Origin of the sequence: Pseudonocardia halophobica (assembly GCF_027922425.1) — a bacterium.
GTDB classification, from domain to species: domain Bacteria; phylum Actinomycetota; class Actinomycetes; order Mycobacteriales; family Pseudonocardiaceae; genus Pseudonocardia; species Pseudonocardia halophobica.
This window is the reverse complement of sequence record NZ_BSFQ01000003.1, coordinates 1-15,034: the sequence shown is the minus strand read 5'-3', so window position 1 is coordinate 15,034 and position 15,034 is coordinate 1. Positions and strand designations below refer to the sequence as shown.

13 protein-coding genes are annotated in these 15,034 nt (G+C 71.7%); 9 read left to right on the top strand and 4 right to left on the bottom strand.

The annotated features are described in order from the left end of the window. Position 1: 1 nt before the first annotated feature. The 4 genes from PKE99_RS04480 to PKE99_RS04465 form a co-directional block, all read right to left on the bottom strand. A complete protein-coding gene (locus PKE99_RS04480) occupies positions 2-391 on the bottom strand; it encodes a nuclear transport factor 2 family protein (protein ID WP_037043802.1) in 390 nt (129 codons plus the stop codon). A gap of 86 nt (positions 392-477) precedes the next feature. Further along, complete coding sequence (locus PKE99_RS04475; RefSeq protein ID WP_037043805.1) at positions 478-1,014, bottom strand: MarR family winged helix-turn-helix transcriptional regulator; 537 nt, start codon at positions 1,012-1,014, stop codon at positions 478-480. Positions 1,015-1,084: 70 nt separating this feature from the next. Beyond that, complete coding sequence (locus tag PKE99_RS04470) at positions 1,085-1,813, bottom strand: SDR family NAD(P)-dependent oxidoreductase (protein ID WP_197040559.1); 729 nt, start codon at positions 1,811-1,813, stop codon at positions 1,085-1,087. A gap of 5 nt (positions 1,814-1,818) precedes the next feature. Continuing rightward, positions 1,819-2,637, bottom strand: a complete 819-nt coding sequence (locus PKE99_RS04465; RefSeq protein WP_081923997.1) for an SDR family NAD(P)-dependent oxidoreductase — start codon at positions 2,635-2,637, stop codon at positions 1,819-1,821. A 567-nt stretch (positions 2,638-3,204) separates the two neighbouring features. On the opposite strand from PKE99_RS04465, the gene PKE99_RS04460 reads away from it, so the two are divergent. From PKE99_RS04460 to PKE99_RS04420, 9 genes are read left to right on the top strand one after another with little or no spacing between them, the layout of a single operon-like run. Continuing rightward, positions 3,205-4,860 (top strand): FAD-dependent oxidoreductase, encoded by a 1,656-nt coding sequence (locus tag PKE99_RS04460; protein WP_156067424.1) that lies wholly within the window; start codon positions 3,205-3,207, stop codon positions 4,858-4,860. After that, positions 4,857-6,896, top strand: coding sequence for an oxidoreductase (locus PKE99_RS04455; protein WP_037043813.1), 2,040 nt, complete (start codon positions 4,857-4,859; stop codon positions 6,894-6,896). The genes PKE99_RS04460 and PKE99_RS04455 overlap by 4 nt, the downstream gene beginning before the upstream one ends. After that, a complete protein-coding gene (locus tag PKE99_RS04450; protein ID WP_051737189.1) occupies positions 6,889-7,665 on the top strand; it encodes an SDR family NAD(P)-dependent oxidoreductase in 777 nt (258 codons plus the stop codon). Before PKE99_RS04455 ends, PKE99_RS04450 begins: the two co-directional genes overlap by 8 nt. Positions 7,666-7,703: 38 nt before the next feature. Then, a complete protein-coding gene (locus PKE99_RS04445; RefSeq protein WP_037043816.1) occupies positions 7,704-8,798 on the top strand; it encodes a homogentisate 1,2-dioxygenase in 1,095 nt (364 codons plus the stop codon). Between the two features lie 48 nt (positions 8,799-8,846). Beyond that, a complete protein-coding gene (locus tag PKE99_RS04440) occupies positions 8,847-10,046 on the top strand; it encodes a serine aminopeptidase domain-containing protein (protein WP_037043819.1) in 1,200 nt (399 codons plus the stop codon). 35 nt (positions 10,047-10,081) lie between these two features. Next, complete coding sequence (locus tag PKE99_RS04435; protein ID WP_197040560.1) at positions 10,082-10,888, top strand: enoyl-CoA hydratase-related protein; 807 nt, start codon at positions 10,082-10,084, stop codon at positions 10,886-10,888. Beyond that, positions 10,885-12,054, top strand: a complete 1,170-nt coding sequence (locus PKE99_RS04430; protein ID WP_051737190.1) for an acyl-CoA dehydrogenase family protein — start codon at positions 10,885-10,887, stop codon at positions 12,052-12,054. Before PKE99_RS04435 ends, PKE99_RS04430 begins: the two co-directional genes overlap by 4 nt. Positions 12,055-12,061: 7 nt before the next feature. After that, positions 12,062-13,159, top strand: coding sequence for an acyl-CoA dehydrogenase family protein (locus PKE99_RS04425; RefSeq protein WP_037043821.1), 1,098 nt, complete (start codon positions 12,062-12,064; stop codon positions 13,157-13,159). A 39-nt stretch (positions 13,160-13,198) separates the two neighbouring features. Further along, complete coding sequence (locus PKE99_RS04420; RefSeq protein WP_051737191.1) at positions 13,199-14,950, top strand: class I adenylate-forming enzyme family protein; 1,752 nt, start codon at positions 13,199-13,201, stop codon at positions 14,948-14,950. Positions 14,951-15,034: the final 84 nt, after the last annotated feature.

Below are 15,034 nucleotides of genomic sequence, written 5' to 3'. Positions count from 1 at the left end.
CTCACCAGGTGGCGGTGTCGACTCCGAGCGCCGATACGTCGATGTAGACGTGGTAGTGCGTGATCAGGAGATCGTCATCGAACCGGAACACCGAGGTCGCCGGTACGCGGAGATCTCCGGACGCTTGCCGGTAGGTCATGTCGATCTCGGCGATCGCCGTCCGGGCCTCGACGTCCACGAACACCTGGCGGAGATCGTGCACGAGCTCGGTGGCGAAACGGCGCAGCCGACCTCCGATCCTCAGGAGCGCCTGAGGGCCGTGAGCGGCCGCCGAGTTCCCGAACCGAACCTCGACGTCGGGATGGAAGAACCTCCCGACCGACGGCCGGTCCGCGCTGTCGAGCGTGGCGTACAGTCGTTCGACGACGCGTTTCAGTTCCGTGTGAGGCATGAGATCCGTCTCCGTCGTGGAAGGTCGGGAGTCTGTCGAGCGGGCCGGGCGGGGCCCGGTCGTCGCGCACGGCCGGGCCCACGGGCTCAGCGGCCGGACGAGGGTTCGTCCATCTCGCGGTCGGCGATCTGCTCGAGCAGCGCGCGCAGTGTGTCCAGCTCCTCCGCGGACAGGAGGGAGAGCCATTGCTCCTCGCGGGCCGCCTGGAGCTGGATGCCCTCGGCGAGTGCGGACCGGCCGGCCTCGGTCAGGGACACGATCACCAGGCGGCGGTCGTGGGTATCACGACTACGCGTCACGAGACCGTCGCGTTCGAGGGTCTGGAGTCCACTCCAAATCGTGGCGCGCGAGGCACCGGAGAGGCGGGCGATGTCTCGCAGCTCCACCGGGCCGGCCACCCAGAGCACGTTCATGATCCGGAAGCCGGCCCAGGTCCACTTGCTCGAACGATGGAGGGCCTCGAAGTCCTGCCCGAGCCGGTTGATGAGCCTGGTCAGGTTGAAGATCAGCTCGGACCGGTCGATCGAGTCCGAGTCCAGGAGACGCTGCTTCTCGTGCTGCTCGCGCAGGAGGGACCGGTACTCCCGGACCGAGGTCCACCGCCGGCTCTCGCGATCTGTCATGGTCCTCGTCCCTCATATGGCAGGAGGCGCTGTCCGCGCCGGTTCCCCCGCGAACTCTACGAGCCCGGCCTCAGGCCGAGATGCCGCCGTCGACCGCGAGTTCGGCGCCTGTCACGTAGCCGGCCTCGTCCGAGGCGAGGAAGAGCACAGCCTGCGCCACCTCCTCGGGGCGGCCGAGCCGCCGTAGTGGCGTCCGTCTGACCAGGGTCTCGTTCACCTCGGGAGTGTTCCCCGACAGCAGCATCTCCGTGGCGATCGGCCCAGGGTGGATCGAGTTCACGCGGATGCCGTAGTGCGCGAGGTCGTACGCCGCCCCCTTGGTCATGCCGCGAACCGCCCACTTCGTGCCGCGGTAGTGGAACTGGGCGGGTCCGCCCCGCAGTCCCGCCGACGACGAGATGTTGACGATCGACCCGCCGCCCGCCTCCTTCATCGCGGGCACGACGGCCTGCATGCCGACGTACACGCCGTACTGGTTCACCGCGACGAGCCGGTCGAACACCTCCGCGGTGCTCTCCTCCAACGGACTCGCGTCGAAGGCCCCGGCGTTGTTGACCAGTACGTCGATCTTGCCGAACCGCTCGCCTCCCGCACGTAGCGCCGCCGCCCAGTCCGCGGGAGACGTCACGTCCAGCCGGACGAAGACCGCCGAGGCTCCGAGCTCCTCGGCGAGCGCCTGCCCGCGCGCCTCGTCGACGTCGCCCAGCACGACCGCTGCGCCCTCCTCGACGAACAGCCGCGCCTCGGCCGCTCCCATCCCGTTGGCCGCGCCGGTGATCACCGCGACGTGCCCGGCCATGCGGTTCACCGGTTCCCCCCGGCGGCGATCATGGCCTGGTGGAAGCCGGCGGCGGTGCGCGAGAAGCCTCCGTCGACGACGAGGTCGGCACCGTTGACGTAGGCCGACTCGTCGGACATCAGGAAGATCATCAACCCGGCGAGGTCCAGTGGCTTGCCGAGTCGGTTCAGTGGAGTGATGGAGCGGTGTCCGTCGGCGAAGTCCCGGCCGAGTTTGTCGATGATCGGCGTCTCGACGAAGCCGGGATGCACGGCGTTGACGCGGATGCCGCGTGCCCCGAGCTCCATCGCGGCGAGGTGCGAGAGCCCGCGTAGGCCCCATTTGCTCACTGTGTAGGCGGCCTTGAAATGAGGCACCAAGGACGCGGTCGAGCACACGTTGACGATCGAGGCTCCGGCCGGCATGAGCGGGAGGAGGGTGGTGATGGCGAGCATCGGTCCGGTCAAGTTCACCGCGAGGACCTGGTTCCACTCGGCAGGCCCGACGTCCGCCAAGAGGCTCCGGCTGCCGACGGCGCCGTTGTTGATCAGACCGTCGAGGCGACCGAACCTCTTCTCGACGTGGGCGGCGACCCGCCGCCAGTCGTCGGCGGACGAGACGTCCGCCTCGAGCCCTTCCACGCCGTCCGAGCCCTCGACCGGCTTGATGTCGGTGCCGATCACCTGCGCGCCCTCCGCGGCGAGCGCGCGTGCCTCCGCCGCCCCCTGACCCGAGCCCGCTCCGGTGACCACGACGACCTTTCCCGCGAGCCGGGGCCGACCGGGATTCAGGGCGCTGTCCGGCCCCCTGACCTCGTCGGGCTCCCTGTCGGAGTGCTCTCCCATGAGTCGCTCCCTTCTTCACCTGCGGCCGGACGGCCGCGTGGTCCTTGGTCGGCCCCGCCGGGCCTCGGAACCGCCCCGCACCAACTGCCTCACCACCCTCACGAGGACGGCGGCGGGCGGTCCGCGCCGGCGGTGGGTGCAGACGTCTCATCCGTCCCTCGGGACGATCGGTCCCGTGCTCTCCACCGCAGACGGACGAGTCGCGCCCGGTGAGGTGAGCCGGGTTGCAGCGACGGCTGTGACCGCCAGTCGGTCGGGCGTCGTCGGCCCGGTGCATCCTGCCGGTGGGACCCGACGGTAAGTCCCACCGATCGACAGCGTCAAGAGCTTGACGATGATGCAGGTGAGTTTTTCAAGTCCTTGACGAACTTCGCCGGGCCTCCCTAGCATCCTCGGCAGAGACGGAGTGCCGACCACATCCGGTCGGACGGTGCGGCACGATCCGCGCGGCACGATCGCGATCGCGATCGCGGACCGGTCGGTCCACCCCGCCTGCGGCGTGGGCCCGACGGCGCCCGTCCCAGCTCTGCGAGGCCCTCTGGGCTCGCCCGGCCAAAGGAGGCGCGCGTGCGAACGCAGTCCAGCGACGTGGACGTGATGGTGGTAGGGGGAGGGCAGGCGGGTCTCGTGGCTGCGGTGATCGCTGCGGCCGAGGGCGCGCGGACCGTGGTGGTCGAGGCGCGGGACCGACTCGGCGGGACCGCGGCGAAGAGTTCGGGGGCGATGTGGGTCCCGGCCAACCGGTTCATGCGCGCAGCGGGCATCGCCGACCCCCGAGACCGTGCCCTCCAGTACATGGCGCGGCTCGCGCGACCGCGGAACTACGACGCCGCTCATCCGACACTCGGGCTCGCCGCCTGGGAGCACCGTCAGGCCGAGGCCTTCTACGACAACGCCGCCGCCGCGATCGACCGGCTGGTCGACATCGGTGCGATCGACATCGTTCCCGAGATCGACTTCCTCGACTACTTCGCGGACCTGCCCGAGGACGCCGCCCCGCGGGGCCGCACCGTGTTCCCCCGGCCGGGCCACGGCCTGCCCACCGGCGGTGCCGCGACCACCGGCGATCTCGAGCGAACCGCCCGGACCCTCGGGGTGGAGGTCCTGCTCGAGCACGCGGTCGACGATCTGGTCATCGAGGAGGGTGCGGTTACGGGTGCGGTCCTCACCGGGCCCGCGGGAGCGCACACCGTCCGCGTGCGAGGCGGCGTCGTCTTCGCCACCGGCGGCTTCTCGCGCAATCCCGACCTACTGCGGGAGATGGTCGGTAGACCCTACGGTCCCGGCTGCGCCGTCGAGACGAACACCGGTGACTTCGTGCGGCACGGCCGCCGGCTGGGCGCGGCCTTCGAGGCAATGGACATGGTCTGGGCCGCCCCGATCGTCTTCGAGCGGACGCTGACGGAACCGGAGTCGGTGTGCGCGAGCTTCTATCTTCCCGGCGACGGCTTCCTGGTCACCGATCTCCGCGGGCACCGCGTACTCGACGAGAAGGCACCGTACAACGACTTCACCCGCTCCTTCTTCACCTACGACTGGCGGTCGGCCCGCTACACCGCGTTGCCCATGATCCTGGTCTGGGACGATCGCCAGGCCCGAGAACACGGCGGTTCCCGGCTGGGCAACCCGTTCCCGCCACCCGAGGTCGAGCCCTACTGGGTGGTGGACGGCGCCGACGTGCACGAGCTGGCCCGCGCCGTGGCCCGTCGACTCGACGACCTGCGGGAGCACCTCCCCGGAGCCCGCCTCGACGCGGACTGGGCCGAGAACCTCGCGAGCACCGTCGCGCGCTACAACGGCTTCGCCGACGCGGGTGTGGACGAGGACTTCCACCGCGGGGAGACGTCCTACCAGCGCTTCATGGCGCAGCGTATGGGCCCCGGCTCGGGGCCCAACCCCACCATGCGCCCGCTCGAGGTCGAGGGTCCGCTCCACGCGACGCTACTGACCCCTGCCGCCTTTGACACCAAGGGGGGCCTGCTGACCGACCAGCGGGCCCGCGTCCTCGACCGGGACGGCGCCCCAATCCCCGGCCTGTACGCCGCCGGGAACTGTGCGGCATCACCGACCGGCGAGGCCTACTGGAGCGCGGGAACCTCGCTCGCCCTGGCGACGTGCTTCGGCTACCTCGCCGCGGGCGACGCCGCCGCGCGCGCCCGGGTTGCGACCGGCGACCGACGACCGGAGACGGCGGGCGCCGACCCGGTCGAGGTGTCGACGTGACCGCGCGGGACGCAGCCGGCGACGGGTCGCCGGACTCCCTGCTGTTCGAACCCCTCCCGGTCGCAGGGCACATCCTGCAGAACCGCGTCGTGCTGACGGCGCACAGGTTCGACGTGAACGCGTACTCGCCCGCCCAGGACGGAGGGCAGTACCTCGGGTACCTGTCGCGACTGGTCTCCGGCCGGGTCGGACTTGCCATGACCCAGGCGATCCCGGTCCCGCCGGTCGGTCCCCGAGGAGAGTTCCCGCTCCGCTATCTGCGGGACCGGCTCTGTCGCGCAGCTGACATCATCCACGCCACCGGCGCAGTGGCGCTGGTCCAGACGATTCACAAGGGCATCACCGGTAGCGCCGGCGGCGATGCGACGGTTCCGTGGGACGGCGGCCCGATGTGGGGCTTCAGCGCGGTCCGCTCCGACACCGGGCCCGAGGTGGGCCACGCGATGACCGCCGTCGAGATCGAACGCCTCCTCGAGGGCTGGGCGCTGACCGCCGAACTGGTCTTGGAGTGCGGCTTCGACGGACTGGAGCTGCACGGCGGCCACGGGTACCTCCTCCACCAGTCGATCTCGCCGCGGACGAACCAGCGCACGGACGACTGGGGCGAGCCGCTCGCGTTCTGGCGAGCCCTCACGGGCCGGCTGCGCGCCGTGCTCGGTCTGCGGGCGATCCTCAGTGCCCGGTTCCCCACGCGGGAGCTCCGTCCGCCCGAGGCGGGCGGACTGTCCGACGAACACCTGCGGGAGTTGGCGGCCAGCCTGATCGACACCGGGAACATCGACCTCGTCAATCCCAGCGAAGGATCGAGCTTCCTCCACTATCCGCGCTCGGTCGGGAGCTACCGCCGGCCGCACGGCGACTTCATGGACGGCGTCGCCGCGCTCCGTGAGCGCCTGGCCGGCGCGGTCCCGGTGCTCGGGGTGGGGCGGATCGTCACTACGGCGGAGGCCGAGGACCACCTGCGGAGGGGTCGGTGCGATCTCGTCGGTATGACGCGCGCCCACATCGCCGACCCGGACGTGCTGCCGAAGGTCCGCACCGGCCGGGGTGACGAGGTTCGCCACTGTGTCGGCGCGAACCACTGCATCGACCGGATCTCGGCGAACACCTACGCCATGTGCTTCCACAATCCGGACGTCGGTCGTGAGTACCGGCTCCGCGGGCCCGGACCCGCACCGCGGAAGCGCGTCCTCGTGATCGGCGCCGGACCCGCGGGCCTCGCGGCGGCGGTCGAGGCTCGACGGTGTGGCCACGCCGTCGACATCGTGGAGCGGGCGGAGCGCACCGGCGGGAGGCTCGCGGCGATCACCGGCGTCAGCCCGGCCGTGGAACTCGTGGAGGCCGTGGACCATCTGTCGCGCGAGGCACGACGGCTCGGCGTCAGGTTGCGACTCGGCACCACCGCCGATGCCGGCCTCCTTGCGGATGGGGGGTTCGACGCGATCGTGCTCGCGACCGGGTCCCGGCCGGCCCCACCCCCCTTCCCGACGGACGACACGGTGTCCTGCGTTGCGAGCGAGGACGCGGTGGACGCCGCCGCGGCGTTCGGCGTCGCCCGGGTCGTCGTCGTGGACCTGCTGGGCAACGACGAGGGCGCGGTGGTGGCCGAGCAGCTCATCGGTGCCGGTCACGAGGTGCTCGTGGCGACCCCCCAGCCCGTCGTTGGCGCCTACCTGGGCGTGACGCACGCGGCCGACCATCTGACGCGCCTGCTGGCGGGGGGTGCGGCGGTGCGGGAGCGCACCTCGGTCCAGAGCGTCCGGGACGGTGTCGCCACGGTCACGGACGCCGTGACCGGACGCTCGGACCGCGTGCCGTGCGACCTCGTCGTCGTGGTCGCTGACCGCGTCGCCGAGGACGGTCTCGCCGAGCCGGCCCGTAGGCGACACAGCGTCGAGGTCAGCGTGGTCGGCGACGCATCGGCTCCGCGAGCGGCCATGACCGCCTTCGTGGAGGGCACGGACGCCGGACGTGCCCTGGGCGACGCCCGCGGGTTCCGCGCCCCTTCCACGACCGAGGAGTTCATCGATGCATGAGGGATCGCGCCGGCTCGAGGGCAGGGTCGCGCTCGTCACCGGCGCCGCGAGCGGCATGGGCAAGGCCCACGTCGACAGGTTGGTCGCGGACGGGGCCGGGGTCGTCGCCGCCGACGTCGACGAGGACGCCCTCGCCCGCGAGACGGCTCGCCACGGGGAGCGGGTGCGGGCGGTCCGGCTCGACGTGTCGGACGCCTCGGGATGGGCCTTCGCGGTGCGGACGGCCGAGTCCGCGTTCGGCCCGGTGGACGTGCTTGTCAACAACGCCGGCATCGCGATCGGTTCCGGCGGCGACGTCGAGGACGTCGCGCTCGACGACTTCCGTCGGGTACTCGAGGTCAACGTTCTCGGAGCCCTCAGCGGCGTCCAGGCAGTCGTGCCGTCGATGAAGGCCCGCCGGCGTGGCTCGATCATCAACGTGGGGTCCATCGCCGGGCTGCACGGCTGGTACCGGTCCGTGGCCTACACCGCCAGCAAGCACGGGCTGACCGGCCTCACCCGTTCGCTGGCTCTCGAGCTGGGCGGCTTCGGGATCCGGGTCAACGCCGTGCACCCCGGCCTGATCCGCACGCCGATGACGCGCGGTCGCACCTACCGGGTCGACCACATACCCCTCGGCCGGGCCGCCGCGCCGACCGAGCTGTCCGGACTCGTCGCGTTCCTGGCCGGTGACGACTCCGGCTTCTGCACCGGGGCCGACTTCGTGGCCGACGGCGGGGAGTCCGCCGGGCGACCGTGGAGCAGCTTCGTCCCGACCGACGCCGATTGAGCCGCCGAGAGCGGTGACCATCATCATCGAGGAGAACGATGCGGAGTCTCATCCAGCACAGCAAGGGCCGGACCAGCCGGCAGGCGCACCGCGACATCGGTGAGCTGCGGGACGACGAGCTGACGCGGGAGGGGTTCGACGGGCGCGAGGCGGTGCTCTACCGCCGCAGCGACCCGACCGTCTTCCGCGCGACCGGCCGGTTCCGCTCGACGAGGGTGAACGCCTTCGAGCTGGAGCCGACGGACCTCGCGGACGCGCGCGGCGAGGCGCAGCGCCTCTACTACAACGACGACGTGACCATCTGGCTCTCCCGCCGATCCATGACGATGCCCTTCCTGCGCAGGAACGTGGACGGCGACGAGTGCTGGTTCGTGCACGAGGGCACCGGGCGGGTGGAGACCGAGTTCGGCCCGCTCGACTTCGAGCCCGGCGACTACGTGGTGATCCCGAAGGCGGTCACCCACCGCTGGGTCCTGACCTCGGACACGAGCGTCCTGCTGGGCATCGAGACCGTCGGCGAGCAGCGCGCCCCGGTCTATGTCGGACTGGGCAGGCACGCCCCGTTCGACCCGGACGTCGTCCGCGTCCCGGACCCGCAGCCGGTGGAGTCCGACGGAGACCCGGTCGAGCTCCGGGTGAAGTACGACGGCGAGTACTCCACGCTGCTGCTGGAGAACCATCCGTTCGACGTCGACGGCTGGAAGGGCGACTACTTCCCGTTCGCGTTCAACATCCGTGACTGGAACGTCATCATGTCGGACAGCCTGCACCTGCCGCCGTCGATGCACGTGTTCCTCGTCGCCGACGGCATCAACATCATCAACCTGCTGCCCCGTCCCTTCGAGTCGGTCCAGGGCACCGAACGCATCCCGTGGTACCACCGGAACGCGGACTACGACGAGATCGCGTTCATCCACGGCGGCGACTCGCTGGGGCGCCCGCTGCGGCGGGGCGAGATCACCCACGACCCGCAGGGGATCCACCACGGCTTCCCGCAGCGGGCCCGGGACAAGGCACGCCGCGAGTGGGACCAGCACGACCGGCTGAACTGGCAGGTGATCATGATCGAAGCGCGTCGCCCGCTGAAGCTCGACCCGGCCGTCGCGCAGGCGGCGGGCGTCACCGGCCACTGACCTCAGCTCCCTCCCCCTCCGGATCACGCCGTCGAAGGACGAAGCCACATGAGCGCCAGCCCGCCACGGAACCCCGAGAACAGCCAGCCCTACCGCCGCATCCCCTACCTCGTCGTCAACCGGGAGCGCTCCGCGCGCAAGGACGTCTACGGATCCATCGACGACCACGTCGTCCGGCACGCGCAGCTCCTCCGCCCCGAGGAGGACTCCTCGACGGTGATCGTGGGGATGCACCCCGTCGGCTCGCCGGGCTACCTGCCGGCCTTCTCCTCCCTCGCGCGCGCCGGCCACCACGTGATCGCCTGCGCCAGCCGGTACTCCATGGGCGACGCGGCCCTACAGATGGAGAACGTGCTGCTCGACCTGGCCGCCTGCGTCCGGGACGCGAAGGAGCGCCTGGGCTACCGGCGCGTCGTCCTAGCCGGGTGGAGCGGCGGCGGCGCCCTGTTGGCGGGGTACCAGGCCGAGGCGGAGAAGCGGACCATCACCGCGACGGCGGCGGGCGAGTACAGCGCGCTGGCGGACACCGAGCTCGTCCCGGGGGACGGCCTCGTGTTGATGGCAGCACATCGCAGCAGACACCGCCTGCTGACCGACTTCCTCGACGCCTCGATCGTCGACGAGGACAACCCGACGCGACGTGACCCCGAGCTCGACCTCTACTCCACGGACGCCCGGCACCGGCCGCCGTACTCGGCGGAGTTCCTGGCCCGGTACCGCCAGGCCCAGCGGGAGCGGAACGAGCGCATCACCGCCCGCGTCGTCGACCGCCTCGCGGAGCTGGAGCGGCTCGGCCGGGGCGACGAGGAGGAGTGCTTCGTGGTGCACGGCACGATGGCCGACCCGCGCTGGCTCGATCCGGCCGTCGACCCCAACGACCGCAAGCCCGGCTGGTCCTACCTCGGGGACCCGCGGCTGGCGAACAACGGACCCGCCGGGCTCGCCCGCTTCACGACCCTGCGTGGCTGGCTCTCGCAGTGGTCCCTGTCGCGGGCCCAGGTCGACGCGGTCGACAGCGCCGACCGGATCAGCGTCCCCGTTCTCGTGGTGGTCAACAGCGCCGACGACGCGTGCCCGAACAGCCACCCGCACGACTTCTTCCGTGCCGTACGGCACGACCGCAAGCAGCTGCACACGATCACGGGCGCGAACCACTACTTCACCGGGGACGGGAGCCGGGAGCACCTGAGCACGAGCTCGGCGCTGTTCGCGGCGTGGGCACGGGATCACCACCTGCTCGAGTCCTGACCCGCACCCCGTTCGGCGACCACACCCACCGCACCATGGAGCCCACCTTGCGCGACCTGACCCATCTGCGCTGGCAGGTGACGGACACCATCGCCACCGTCCTGCTCGCCCGCCCTCCCGTCAACGCCGTCAACCAGAAGATGTACCGGGAACTCGAGTACCTGTTCAGCCACCTCGACCTCCTGGAGGAGGCGGCGGGCGAGCAGGTGAAGGTGGTGATCCTGGCCGGCTCAGGCAGGCACTTCTGCGCCGGCAACGACCTGACCGAGTTCGCTACCCTCACCCCCGACAACTCGGCGGAGCGGATGGCCGAGGTGCGGGCGGCGTTCTTCGCCATCCAGGACTGCCCCGTCCCGGTCGTCGCCGCGGTCACCGGCGCCGCCTTCGGCACCGGCCTCGCCATCGCGGCGTCCTGCGACTTCGTCGTCGCGGCCGACGACGCCCGCTTCGGCACCCCCGAGGTCGGCGTTGGCATCATGGGGGGTGCCAAGCACCTCTCGCGGCTCGTCCCGGAGCCCTGGGTGCGGTGGATGTATCTCACGGCGGAACCGCTCAGCGGGGCGAGGATGGCCGAGCTCGGCGCCGTCGTCGCCACGGCGCCCGCCGAGAAGGTCGGCGACCTCGCCCAGGAGCAGGCCCGCTCGATCAGCAGGCACAGCGGCCCGATCCTGCGCATGGCAAAGCGGTCGCTGAACAGCATCGAGACGATGGACCTGCAACCCGGCTACGCCTTCGAGCAAGGTCTGACGGGAGAGATCTGCGGGCATCCCGACTCGAAGGAGGCGGTCCGCGCCACCTACGAGCAGCGCGCCCCCCGCTACCCCTCGGAGGTCTCGACGTGACGACCCGAGGCCCGGCCGCGGAGGGAGCGGACGTCGACGTCGAGACCTTCCAGGAGGAGGCCAGGTCGTGGTTCGCCTCCGCCGCCATCCCCGAGGTCCCCGAGGAGTACGAGCTCCGGAGCCCGGTGCTGCGCGACTGGCACCGGACGCTCTACCGGGCCGGGTACGTCGGCATTCAGTGGCCGGTCGAGGTCGGCGGCCGAGGTCTGACCGCGGCCCACCAGCTGGCCTTCGCCGCGGAGCTGGTCCGCGCACGCGCGCCGCAGCCCGTCGGTTCGATCGGCCTGGAGGTCGTCGGCCCCACGATCCTCAAGTACGGGACCGCGACCCAGCGGAAGCGCTTCGTGCCCCCGCTGCTGGCGGGCGACGAGGTCTGGTGCCAGGGATTCTCCGAGCCGGACGCGGGTTCCGACCTCGCGTCGCTGCGCACCGCGGGCGTCGTCGACGGCGACACGCTCGTCGTCACGGGCCAGAAGGTCTGGACGAGCTGGGCGACGAACGCCGACTGGTGCGCGCTGCTGGTCCGCACCGACCCGGACGCCCCCCGCCACCGCGGCATCAGCTACGTGCTGGTCGACATGCGTTCTCCCGGAGTGACCGTCCGCCCGATCACCCTCATCAACGGGGACGCCGAGTTCAACGAGCTGTTCTTCGACGAGGTCCGCGTCCCGCTCGCGAACGTGCTCGGCGGGCTGAACGCCGGGTGGAAGATGGCGATGGACACCCTGGGCTGGGAGCGGGCGGGATACGCGATCCGCCGGAGGCTCGAGAACGAGGTGACCTTCACCGGCCTGCTTGACGCGGTACGGGCCCGCCCCGACCGGTCCGAGCGGACGAACGAGGTCCTCGGCAGGCTGTTCGTGGAGCTGCGGGGGTTCCGGGCGCTGTCCAGCACGACCGCGCACCGACTCACCACCGGCGACGTGCCCTCGCCCCTGGACTCCGTCGACAAGCTGCTGCTCGCGCGCACCGAGCAGCACCTCACCGGGACGGCACTCGACGTCCAGGGGGCGTACCGGCTGGCCCGGACGTCGGCGGACGGGACGGACCCGCTCGACGCCGCCAAGGCCTATCTCTACGGACGGGCCGGCTCGGTATACGGCGGTTCCGCCCAGATCCAACGAACGATCATCGCCGAGCGCCTGCTCGGCCTGCCGAGGGGGTAGGGACGCCATGCCCGACACGATCTCCGCCGAGGCGATGGCCGAGTCCACGGCCGAGACCCTCGGTGCGCTGCTGCGCAAGCCGGACGTCCGTGACGCGGTCGTCCATCATGGATCGAGCGACCAGGTGTGGACCACCGTGGTCGCCGCGGGGTGGGGCGAGGTCCTGCTGGCCGAACCGCACGGCGGGCTGGGGCTCGACGTCGACGTGCTCGGCGCGGTGCTCACCGTCGCCGGTCGGTTCCTCGTGCCCGGTCCGGTGCTGCCGCACACCGTCGTCCTGCCGTTGATCGCGAACGCCGCCGAGGACACCGCACGCAAGATCGTGACCGACCCGTCGAACGTCAGGGCGCGGATCGCCTTCGCCGACGTCGCCGCGGCGAACCACGCCGACGACCGGGCCCCCGTCCTCGACGAGGGTTCGCTGCGCGGGACGGTCCGGCTGGTCCGGGACGGCGGCGATGCAGACCGGTTCGTTGTCGTCGCGCAGCGCGGCAGCGAGCTCGCCCTGGTCCTGGTCCCGGCCACCGCACCCGGCGTCACGGTGGACCGGCAGGAGGGACTCGACGTCGCGGCGCGCTACGCCACACTACATTTCGACGACGTGTCCGAGCTCTCGGTCCTCGTGCCGGCCGCGACCGGCCTCGTGAACCGCATCCGCGACACGTGGCGGCTGATGCTGGCCTGCCGCCTCGCCGGCGCGTCCCGACACCTGCTCGACGCGGCGGTCGCGTACGCGAAGGAACGCCGCCAGTTCGGCAAGCCGATCGGTTCCTTCCAGGCGGTGCAACACCTCCTCGCCGACATGGCCGCGGACGTCCTCGCCCTCGAAGCGCTCTGTGCGGACACCGTGGAGGCCGTGACCGCGAGGCCCGAGCGTCTGCCGCTCGAGGCGGCCGTCGCCAAGGCCGCCGCGGCCCGGACCGCACGGTCCGTCGGCGAGGGCGCCCTGCAGGTGCACGGCGGGATCGCGTTCACCCGCGAGCACGACGTCCACCGCTGGTTCCTCTCCGCGCTGTCGATGCAGGGGGAGTATGGCGACGAGGCCGACCTCGCGGCGAGCGTCGGACGACTCCTCCTCGGCGGAGGTGAGGCTCCGTGGAGCTGACGCGGCGGGGCGCAGCGCACCGCGAGCGGAGGCGGCACCGTGAGTAGCACCCGGATCAGCGGCACGGACTCGTACTGCCCGGCCGACACGTCCCCCGAGCTCTGCGAGCTGACCGTCGGCGCGCTGCTCGCCAGGACGGCCGCCGCACACCCCGACGCGCCCGCCATCGTGGCGACGTCGCGGTCGGGCGATCGGCGACGCCTGACCTATTCCGAGCTCGAGACGGAGGCGCGACGCGCCGCACACGCCCTGCGCACGCTGGCGAGACCCGGCGAGTCGGTGGCGATCGTCGCCTCGAACTGGGCGGAGTGGCCGATCGTGGCCTACGGGGCCATGCTCGCGGGCCTCGTCCTCGTCGCGGTCAACCCGGCGTCCCGGGATGCGGAACTGCAGCACGTCGTGGCCCACTCCGGGGCCTCGGTGGTGATCCACGAGCGGGTTGAGGCCGACCGTGGCCCCACCCCGGTGGTCGAGAACGTGGCGGAGCACTGTCCCGCCCTGCGCCACGTCGTCGGGCTCGACGAGTGGGCGGGCCTGCTGCGCTCGCACGACCCGCGACCGCCGCTCCCCGAGACCGACCCGCACCGGCCCGCGCTCCTGCAGTACACGTCCGGTACCACCGGGCGCCCCAAGGGCGTGCTCCTCTCCCAGTACTCGCTGGTGAACAACGCGCGGTTCACGATGCGGGCCGCAGGCGTCCCCACCGGGGCCGTCTGTGCGTCGCCCATGCCGATGTTCCACGTCGCCGGTCTGGTGACCTGCACGCTCGGCCCGCTCAGCATCGCCGGCACCCAGGTGCTGATCCGGCGCTTCCATCCGGAACTGGTGCTCGACGCCATCGAGCAGGAGTCCGCGACCGTCCTGTTCCAGACCCCGGCGATCGTCCGCTCGCTCCTCGACTTCGCCCGCGACACCCGCCGCCCGCTGCCGCGCCTGACCGCCCTGATGGGCGGCGCGGCGTCCGTGCCATCCGGGCTGGTCCGTGAGGCGGAGAAGGCGTTCGGAGGCCAGATGCTCAACCTGTACGGCCAGACCGAACTCGCCTCGGTCGCCACGATCGTCCGCCCCGGTCAGTCCGACCACGACAAGGCCCACACGGTGGGCAGGCCGTTGCCGCACCTCGAGGTCAAGATCGTCGATCCCACCACTCGGGAGATCGCGCCCCTCGGTCGGCCGGGCGAGCTGCTCGTCCGCGGCTACCAGTCGTTCCTCGAGTACCATGACGATCCCTCGTCCACGGCGACGACCAGATCGCCTGAGGGGTGGGTCCGCACGGGGGACCTCGCGTCGATGGCCCCGGACGGCACGGTGACGATCACCGGGCGCCTCAAGGAAATCATCATTCGCGGCGGAGAGAACGTCTCGCCCACGGAGGTCGAAGCCGTCCTCCGGCGTCTCGACGGCGTGCTCGACGCCGCGGTGGTCGGGATCCCGGACCCCCGGTTCGGCGAGGTCGTGGGAGCCGTGGTCGTCTTGGCCGAGGGGGTCGGCGCCCAGGCGGTCCACCGTCTCGCCGAGGCGGCCGCGGCCGAACTCGCCGGGTTCAAGGTGCCCACCCGGTGGTACCGAGCGACCGCGTTGCCCTACACCACGACGGGGAAGCTCCAACGGACCCGGGTTCGGGAGACCCTGCAGCTGGGGGAGCTGGACGAGCTCGGTGCCGCGGTCGACCCTCGACGGTTCCGCACCCCCGATGCACACCCGGCGGGGCCGTCCGCGTCGGAGGCCGCGACAGCCGGTGTCCCCGAGGCCCGCAGCGGCGTGCGAGGCGTCCCCGAGGAGTTTCAATGACCGTGTCAAGCCGCGTTGGCTGCGGGGGCCGGTGCCTCGGTGGTGAAGCGGCGGTTGTCACGGAGCAGCGCCCAGACGAGGTCG

What these genes read in the sequence shown, in the direction of transcription:
- PKE99_RS04480 (WP_037043802.1), bottom strand. Translation starts at nt 391, where the DNA reads ATGCCTCACACGGAACTGAAACGCGTCGTCGAACGACTGTACGCCACG.
- PKE99_RS04445 (WP_037043816.1), top strand. Translation starts at nt 7,704, where the DNA reads ATGCGGAGTCTCATCCAGCACAGCAAGGGCCGGACCAGCCGGCAGGCG.
- PKE99_RS04450 (WP_051737189.1), top strand. Translation starts at nt 6,889, where the DNA reads ATGCATGAGGGATCGCGCCGGCTCGAGGGCAGGGTCGCGCTCGTCACC.
- PKE99_RS04475 (WP_037043805.1), bottom strand. Translation starts at nt 1,014, where the DNA reads ATGACAGATCGCGAGAGCCGGCGGTGGACCTCGGTCCGGGAGTACCGG.
- PKE99_RS04435 (WP_197040560.1), top strand. Translation starts at nt 10,082, where the DNA reads ATGGAGCCCACCTTGCGCGACCTGACCCATCTGCGCTGGCAGGTGACG.
- PKE99_RS04440 (WP_037043819.1), top strand. Translation starts at nt 8,847, where the DNA reads ATGAGCGCCAGCCCGCCACGGAACCCCGAGAACAGCCAGCCCTACCGC.
- PKE99_RS04470 (WP_197040559.1), bottom strand. Translation starts at nt 1,813, where the DNA reads ATGGCCGGGCACGTCGCGGTGATCACCGGCGCGGCCAACGGGATGGGA.
- PKE99_RS04465 (WP_081923997.1), bottom strand. Translation starts at nt 2,637, where the DNA reads ATGGGAGAGCACTCCGACAGGGAGCCCGACGAGGTCAGGGGGCCGGAC.
- PKE99_RS04425 (WP_037043821.1), top strand. Translation starts at nt 12,062, where the DNA reads ATGCCCGACACGATCTCCGCCGAGGCGATGGCCGAGTCCACGGCCGAG.